Annotated in this window: 7 protein-coding genes and 2 pseudogenes; 1 reads left to right on the top strand and 8 read right to left on the bottom strand. The window is 63.0% G+C overall.

What is annotated here, in order from left to right; genetic code table 11:
* The 7 genes and pseudogenes from ACXJKO_RS28760 to ACXJKO_RS28730 all read right to left on the bottom strand — a co-directional run.
* Positions 1-166 (bottom strand): IS630 transposase-related protein (locus ACXJKO_RS28760; protein ID WP_457092173.1); only part of this gene is annotated, 166 nt, incomplete at its 3' end.
* Positions 167-193: 27 nt separating this feature from the next.
* Positions 194-970, bottom strand: a complete 777-nt coding sequence (locus tag ACXJKO_RS28755; RefSeq protein WP_457094453.1) for an IS630 family transposase — start codon at positions 968-970, stop codon at positions 194-196.
* Positions 904-1236, bottom strand: a pseudogene (locus ACXJKO_RS28750) (helix-turn-helix domain-containing protein); the annotation flags it as partial. The pseudogene ACXJKO_RS28750 and the gene ACXJKO_RS28755, both read right to left, overlap by 67 nt.
* A gap of 149 nt (positions 1237-1385) precedes the next feature.
* A pseudogene (locus ACXJKO_RS28745) lies at positions 1386-2457 on the bottom strand (IS630 family transposase).
* A 302-nt stretch (positions 2458-2759) separates the two neighbouring features.
* Positions 2760-3137 carry a SemiSWEET family sugar transporter gene (locus tag ACXJKO_RS28740; protein WP_457094452.1) on the bottom strand — a complete coding sequence of 126 codons (378 nt, stop codon included), beginning with the start codon at positions 3135-3137 and terminating at the stop codon, positions 2760-2762.
* Positions 3138-3140: 3 nt separating this feature from the next.
* Entirely contained in the window at positions 3141-3419 is a 279-nt protein-coding gene (locus ACXJKO_RS28735; RefSeq protein WP_457094451.1) for a SemiSWEET family sugar transporter, read from the bottom strand.
* 607 nt (positions 3420-4026) lie between these two features.
* Positions 4027-4323, bottom strand: coding sequence for a hypothetical protein (locus ACXJKO_RS28730; RefSeq protein ID WP_457094450.1), 297 nt, complete (start codon positions 4321-4323; stop codon positions 4027-4029).
* A gap of 175 nt (positions 4324-4498) precedes the next feature.
* Here ACXJKO_RS28730 and ACXJKO_RS28725 point away from each other — a divergent pair, with 175 nt between their 5' ends.
* The gene (locus tag ACXJKO_RS28725) at positions 4499-4978 is read left to right on the top strand and encodes a YsnF/AvaK domain-containing protein (RefSeq protein ID WP_457094449.1); all 480 of its coding nucleotides are present in this window, start codon (positions 4499-4501) and stop codon (positions 4976-4978) included.
* A gap of 73 nt (positions 4979-5051) precedes the next feature.
* Here ACXJKO_RS28725 and ACXJKO_RS28720 read toward each other — a convergent pair whose 3' ends face one another.
* Positions 5052-5960: a YsnF/AvaK domain-containing protein gene (locus tag ACXJKO_RS28720; RefSeq protein ID WP_457094448.1), complete on the bottom strand. Its 909-nt coding sequence runs from the start codon at positions 5958-5960 to the stop codon at positions 5052-5054.
* Positions 5961-6628: the final 668 nt, after the last annotated feature.

The raw sequence follows: 6628 nt of genomic DNA, 5'->3' as shown, positions 1-6628 counted from the left end.
CCTGGCGGTCCGGTGCCGGCGAGCCGGTGTCCCGGGTTCGCCGCACCAGCCTGATGGCGAAGCTCTCGCTGACGGCAAAGTGCCCTGCCGCCGCCCGGCAGGAATGGCCCGCCTCGACAAAGTCGGACACCCGCACCCGAAGATCGAGAGAATAGCAGTGACCCATGATCCACCTCCCGTTCCAGCAAGTGAATCACAGATCGCACCAGGCCAAAACCCAGGAGTCGAATTTCCAGTCCGATGCTTTAGCCAACGGATGGCGATGTCGTTCGCGATTGAGTTTCATGGTGGCCTCGTGAATGGCGGCATCGAGGCTTTCCGGCCCTGCGAAGGTCTGATGAGCGAGATGATGCTGCTTTAGATCGCGCCAGAGCTCTTCGATGTCGTTGAGTTCCGGTGCGTATTTTGGCAGCCATTCGACCGTGAGCCAGGGTGCTCGCTCGGCGAGTGCGGCGCGTGTCGCCTTGCTGGTGTGGATCGGGCCGTTGTCGAGGACGAGCACGATCGGTTTCTGCGCACGGCCGGGCATTGGGCCATACTGCGTATCGATCTGGTCCAGAAGCGCAATGAAATCGGCACTGCGCTTGCTCCGGCTGGTGCGCACGATCAGGTCGCGCAGCGCCCAGTCGAGTACCCCGAGCATCGCCACCTTGGCGGCTTGGCCGGGCGCTGGAATGCGCAGATCCGCGCCCTTCTTGGCCCAGGCATGGGCGAGATAGGGATAGGTCAGCGCCTCAGACTCATCGCCGAACAAGAGCACGATATCGCCCGCCTCGGCCTGCGCCTTCAGGAGCTTGCGGCGCAGGCCAGCGCGGTCCACGGCGTCTGCGTCCTGGCGGCCCTTCAGGGTATGGCGCGGCCGTCGCCAGCGGAAAGCTCCTTTTGGCGCAACACGACCGAGAGCCGTGAGCGCGAGATGCGCACGCCGGAGCGCTTCTCGATCTCGTCGGCCAGCCGCGGCAAGGTCCAGTTGGGGCGATCCGCCACTGGTCCCGACAAAACCGCCTCGGCCACCGCGAGCGCCTGCTCGGCCTTGACCGGAGCCGGACCCGGGGCAACGGATCGCCGCAGCGCGTCGACCCCACCCTTCATGAAATCGCTGCGCCAGAGCCGCACGGTATCCTCGCGCACGCCGAAAGCCTCGGCGATCCGCGGGCTCGTCCAGCCCGCCAGCGTCAGCAGGAGCACCCGCGCCCGATCCGCCTCACCCCGATCTCGCGAGTGGCTGAGGGCCATGAGGTCACGCCGCTGCGCGGCGCTTGCGACAACAGGGGATTTGCCTGCCATGATCCGCATCCCAAACCAAACCAAAGGATGGAATCACAGACAGCATCCGTTGGCCACCCCGCCGAAACCCGCTTAGGATCGCCCAGTGGGTCTTTTTGCTAGTGGATGCTATCTAACGCTTGGTGCCCACGTCTGACCGAGGCGATGATTTGATCCGGATCGGCTGTCCAGGTGAAAGGCTTCGGACGGGTGTTGGTCTCGGCAACATACCGGTTGATGGCGGCTTGGAGATCAACCACGGAGTGGAACACTCCTCGCTTGAGCCTCTGCCGGGTCAGTTTGGCAAAGAAACCCTCCACCGCGTTGAGCCACGAGCATGAGGTCGGGGTGAAGTGGAAGGTGAAGCGCTCGTGCCGGTCGAGCCAAGCGCGAACCTTTGGATGCTTGTGAGCCGCATAGTTGTCGAGGATCACGTGCACGGCTTTACCCGCTGGCACTTGGGCTTCAATGGCGTTCAGGAAGCGGATGAACTCCTGATGCCGGTGGCGCTGCATGTTGCGCCCGATCACGGTGCCGTCGAGCACGTTCAGGGCGGCAAACAGCGTGGTGGTGCCATGGCGCTTGTCGTCGTGCGTCATGGTTCCAAGCCGGCCCTTCTTGAGCGGCAGCCCGGGCTGGGTGCGGTCGAGCGCCTGAATCTGGCTCTTCTCGTCAACAGAGAGCACGATGGCATGAGCGGGCGGATCGACGTAGAGCCCAACCACATCTCTGAGCTTCTCGCCAAACTTGGGATCGTTGGAGAGCTTGAACTGGCGATAGCGATGCGGCTGAAGGCCATGAGCGCGCCAAATGCGCCGCACGGCACTGGCACTGATGCCACTCTCCTTGGCCATCATGGCGGCGGGTCGCCTCGACCGGCGGATCAGCCAGCGTCAGGGTGATCACCCGCTCGGCAACGTCAGGGCCCAGTGGCGTGATCCTAGAGGGGCGCGTCTTGTCACGCAGCAGGCCCTCGATGCCCTTTTGCTTGAAGCGCTCCTGCCAGCGCCAGACGCAGGTCTTGGAGGTGCCTGTCCGACGCATGATCCCGGTCGTGCCGATGCCATCCGCGCTCAACAGCACGATGGCGGCCCTCCAGACATGTTTCTGAGCCGTGTTCCGGTTGCTGGTGACCGCCTCCAGGCGAAGCCGGTCGGACGATGTCAGGATGATGGAGATGCCAGTGCGCATGCCCCAGCCTCGCACGCGTCTCGCTTAAGAGGAATCCTCAAACGGACTCTTTTGTTAGGCGCAGACCACTAGGGCCGCTCTTGGCGCTAGGGCCGCTCTTGGCACGGGGAAGACCTTATCCGGATTTCTGCATTGGCGGCGTGAGCTGACCTTCATGGGCATGAGCTCAATCATCCAGTTTGACCCGAAGGCGACCTTCCGACGCCAAGCTTCCGTGCGAGCTTGATGTAAGCCGGCCGATGGCAAGAAACCTCTCCGCGACACTTCAGCAGCAACTTACCAAGAGGTGGCGCAGATCATAATTAGTGAGCCGGCACTGGCCGCATGATGGTCTGTGGTTCACCGGCAACAGGTTCTGCCGATCCTGACGCCTTTTGCTCCCGCGGGTCCTGAGAGCAGTTCTCGTTCGTGGGTTGCAGGCGCGAGCCGTGGACCTTCAGGATCAGAATGACTGAGCTCAGCACCAAGCCAAGGACACTGAAGATCAGCACGGGCAGGCTGCCGAGGGCGTAACCGTAGATAGTCCACAGCAACAGCCCGAAGGTGCGCACCGCGAACATGCGCAGGGAGATGGCAGCGACATCACCGGTGTGGCAGCATTTCATGACCTGCGGCACGAAGCTGTAAAGGCCGACGCAACCGGCGGCGCATCCGATCAGGGTTGAAAGCGACACATCCATAGATCAGCGTCCCTCGGTCGGTTTGAGACCTCGAAGCTTCATCGTCAGGATGAGGCCGGCGAAGACCACGTTGACGCCATTGAACAGGATGACCGGCACACTGGTTATCATCAGTCCGTGCACGATCCAGAGGCCGTAGGCGATCAGAGAGGCCACATACATGCGTTTCGAGATTGCCTTGGTGTCTCCTTCGCGCCAGGCCTTGAGCACCTGCGGCACGAAGCTGAGGCTGGTGCACAGCCTCGCCGCCAGGCCTAAGGCCGTCAGCCACCACGTCTGCATGATCCGCCTCCCGTCACGTGAACGTCATGAACCAGTCGGAGGGAGTGAGGTTCCTGGGATAGGCGATCTTGCCGCACCRCCCCATCTCCTGCCTCCAGGGAGGGGCGCCTCATGCGCATTCCAGATGTGGCAGGGACAAAAGGAGCCCCGCTCGAGCATGTAGCGGGGCTCAGTGTACGGAAGCTGGTCAAGGAGACCTGCGCGAACGCAGGTTGCCTCCGCAGGAGATCAACCGCACATTTCCATCAACGTTCCTCCGCAGGGCTGCCGCGGCGGGTGGTCAGCACGGAGCTTGCAGCGAGATGGATGGGAGCTTCTCTCCCGTGATCTTCCTCTACGGCATGGCCATCGTTCTTGGGGTGAGTAAGGCCTGTACGCTGCTGATCTGGCGCACACTCCCGAGATCTCGGCCAGGGCTGCGGCAGGAAGTGAGGAAAGCCTGGTAGCGTTGGAGACAGCGCAAGTTTGTCCTGCAGGCGGCCGGCTATCCGCCTGGTGATCCACTCCCTCAGGCTTCGATGCTTGCATCACGCGCACAGGACGGACTGCCTCAGCCATGAGCTGTTCGGCTCACAGTGTTGGGCTCCGTAACTTCGATTGAGAGCGGCTATTTGCGCTTGTCGTTGTCAAACACTTTGGGGTGGTTCGTGGACGTCCCGGAGGCGCTCGAGGAGCCAGTCGTCCCGGCCGTCGTGGTGCGTGACCGTCCGCGCATGAAGTACCAGATCAGGGCGGCAAGGATCGCTAGGCCGAGGATGATCCATAGCCAGGGGGTGCCGCTGCCGTCATCCGCAGGTGCGGGCGCAGGCGGTGAGCCGGGCGCAGCAGGCGGGGTGGCCTGGGCAAGCGCCTCGCTTACAGCACCGAGCGTCATGATCGTGAAAACGTGGAGCCTGCTGAGCATGATGTTCTCCTTTCGCCCACAAGGGCTGCGGATCAACGTTAGCTACAACTCCGCGTTCCTCTCACCCCAAGGGCTGACACCCCCTCCTTGGATTTCTCGGCCACCGCGCAGCGTTTCCATTGACGGGAACTCGCGTGGCGAGCTCCCGTTGGTCATCGCTTACGAAAGAGCAGCCATGGGCAACCCGACCGATCCTCCGAATGTACCGCCACACGAAGATGAGCATGTGCGCGTTCTGGACGATGTGCTGAGGAGCAGTGCCCATGCTGTGTCCGAGGAGGTCATACCCCTCGTCGAGGAGACCGCCACCGTTGGCAAGCGGCAAGTTGTGACAGGTCGGGTGCGCGTGCAGACGGTCACCGACACGGTCGAGGAACTTGCCCATGCGGATGTGCAGCGGGAGACTGTGGAGGTCACCCGTGTGCCCATCGACAGGATAATCGAGACCACACCCGAGATCAGGACCGAAGGCGACGTGACGATCCTTCCGGTCGTCGAGGAGGTGCTCGTGGTCGAGAAGCGTCTTGTCCTCAAGGAGGAACTGCACATCCGGCGCCGCGTCGAACGTGAGACCGTCGAGGTGCCGGGCACCTTGCGCAAGCAACGCGCCGTCGTGGAGCGCACGGATCCTGACGATCCATCAGCCAACGCCTAGGGTCGGCGAGCTGACGTCATAGTACATCAAGGGAGCCGAAGCCCGACAGAGCGCCGGGCTTCGGCGGACGGCATCAGGGTGAACGGTCGGTCGAGCCACTGGTGCCGGTGCCGCGGACGTTGCGCTCGTCCTCGACGTCGACCTCGGTCTTGCGCACCGTGTCGGAGATCGTCTCCGTGCGCTGCTCTACGTCCTTGCGGACTACCACCTCTTCGACCACGCGGGCTTCCTTGGAGACTACCGCCTCCTCGCCGCGTTCCTCTACCTCAATGGTACGCTCCTGGAAGGGGTCGCTACCCAGCGCACCCTCGCGGTACTCACCCGAGACGGGGCGCCGCTCGACGTCGATGCGCTCCTCGCGCAGAGTCACTTGTTCTTGCACCGGGCGCTCGATCACGCGGGACTGGATCCGCACCCGGCCGTGGGCCACCTCACGCTTGCCGACGTGCAGTTCCTCCTCGGCGATCGGGATGACCTCGTCCCGTCCGCCCGTGGCGGTCGCATCAGTGCGGGCATGGACGATGTCCGCAGACCCGGTGATGTCGCTGCCCGCGTCCACGTCCGTACGCGTCGTGCCAGACGATCCTGTCAGGCCGCCGGCCAGCCCGGCGGCTGCGGCTCCAAGTCCGCCTGTGGTGCCGGAGGTGGAGGCGTCGTAGCCCTGCCATCCTTCCGAGCGCCAGGAGGTCTGCTGCTCGTCGAGGTCGAGCACCCCGTCATCGTCCAGAATGTCGATCACTCGGTCGACCTCATCATCGTCACACTCCACGGCAACGAGGGACCCGCCGCGGCGCACGCCCTCGGCATAGGCATAGGCATCCGTGCGCGGCACACCGTCATTTTCCAGATCGTTGATGAGGTTATCTGAAGGCGTCGAGTAGAAGCTGATGTCACCACGCGAAAGACCGGCCTGCTCAAGGCGGCTGACGATCTCGCTGGCTTTCTGTTGATCCTCGTAGAGGCACGTGACGGTTTTCGACATGTGGTTGGCTCCTGCATGGCTTTGAGGGGGCAGCCCCGTTCCTAACGATCGACTGAGCCAGAAATGTCCAATGCCAGATGCCATCCCGGACCTCGGCAGGACACCACCTGTCCATGGAAATGGCCATACAGGCGATCGGCTCAGCCCGTGAACCTACCAATGTGCAGTCCGGATTCCGGTTCCGTGGAAAGGGCCGCTAATGGCACGGGGCAGACCTTAGCCAAAGTTCGGAGTTTGTAGGCGAAGCGGACATTCATCTAATCCGCTCGACGTAACACTTTGACCCAGATGTATGGACCGGCCGTGCGTCGCAAGAGGCTTTGCGTCGCAAGAGGCTTTTCGCGATGGTGAGGGTGGTCTTGCGCTCATGGATCCGGCCCGTGCGGAGGCGAACTCCTGGCCATCATGGATCTCCGCGCGCATCTGTTCTCATAAGCAGATCGGCCCTTTACGGCCATCAGGGTCACCAGAGCACAGATACGACGGCGCGACCGTTCTCCATCTCGTCTTCCTCTCGCAGACCTCGGCGGGTTCTAATCGGCTAGTGGTAGTAGAGGGGCGGGATCGCCCTTAGCCCCTCACAGCCGCTGTTCGTGGTTCATAGGTGCGGTTCTGGCTCAGCACGCTCCAGGCAATCCGCGCCAGCTTGTTGGCCAGAGCTGCCGCCA

It is taken from the genome of Microvirga sp. P5_D2 (assembly GCF_054049475.1).
The sequence above is the reverse complement of the archived record's forward strand: the minus strand, read 5'-3'. Positions and strand labels throughout refer to the sequence as shown.

Bases quoted from the DNA above. Each gene is read 5' to 3' on its own strand.
- ACXJKO_RS28740 (WP_457094452.1), bottom strand. From the start codon at position 3,137: ATGGATGTGTCGCTTTCAACCCTGATCGGATGCGCCGCCGGTTGCGTC.
- ACXJKO_RS28725 (WP_457094449.1), top strand. From the start codon at position 4,499: ATGGGCAACCCGACCGATCCTCCGAATGTACCGCCACACGAAGATGAG.
- ACXJKO_RS28720 (WP_457094448.1), bottom strand. From the start codon at position 5,960: ATGTCGAAAACCGTCACGTGCCTCTACGAGGATCAACAGAAAGCCAGC.
- ACXJKO_RS28735 (WP_457094451.1), bottom strand. From the start codon at position 3,419: ATGCAGACGTGGTGGCTGACGGCCTTAGGCCTGGCGGCGAGGCTGTGC.
- ACXJKO_RS28730 (WP_457094450.1), bottom strand. From the start codon at position 4,323: ATGCTCAGCAGGCTCCACGTTTTCACGATCATGACGCTCGGTGCTGTA.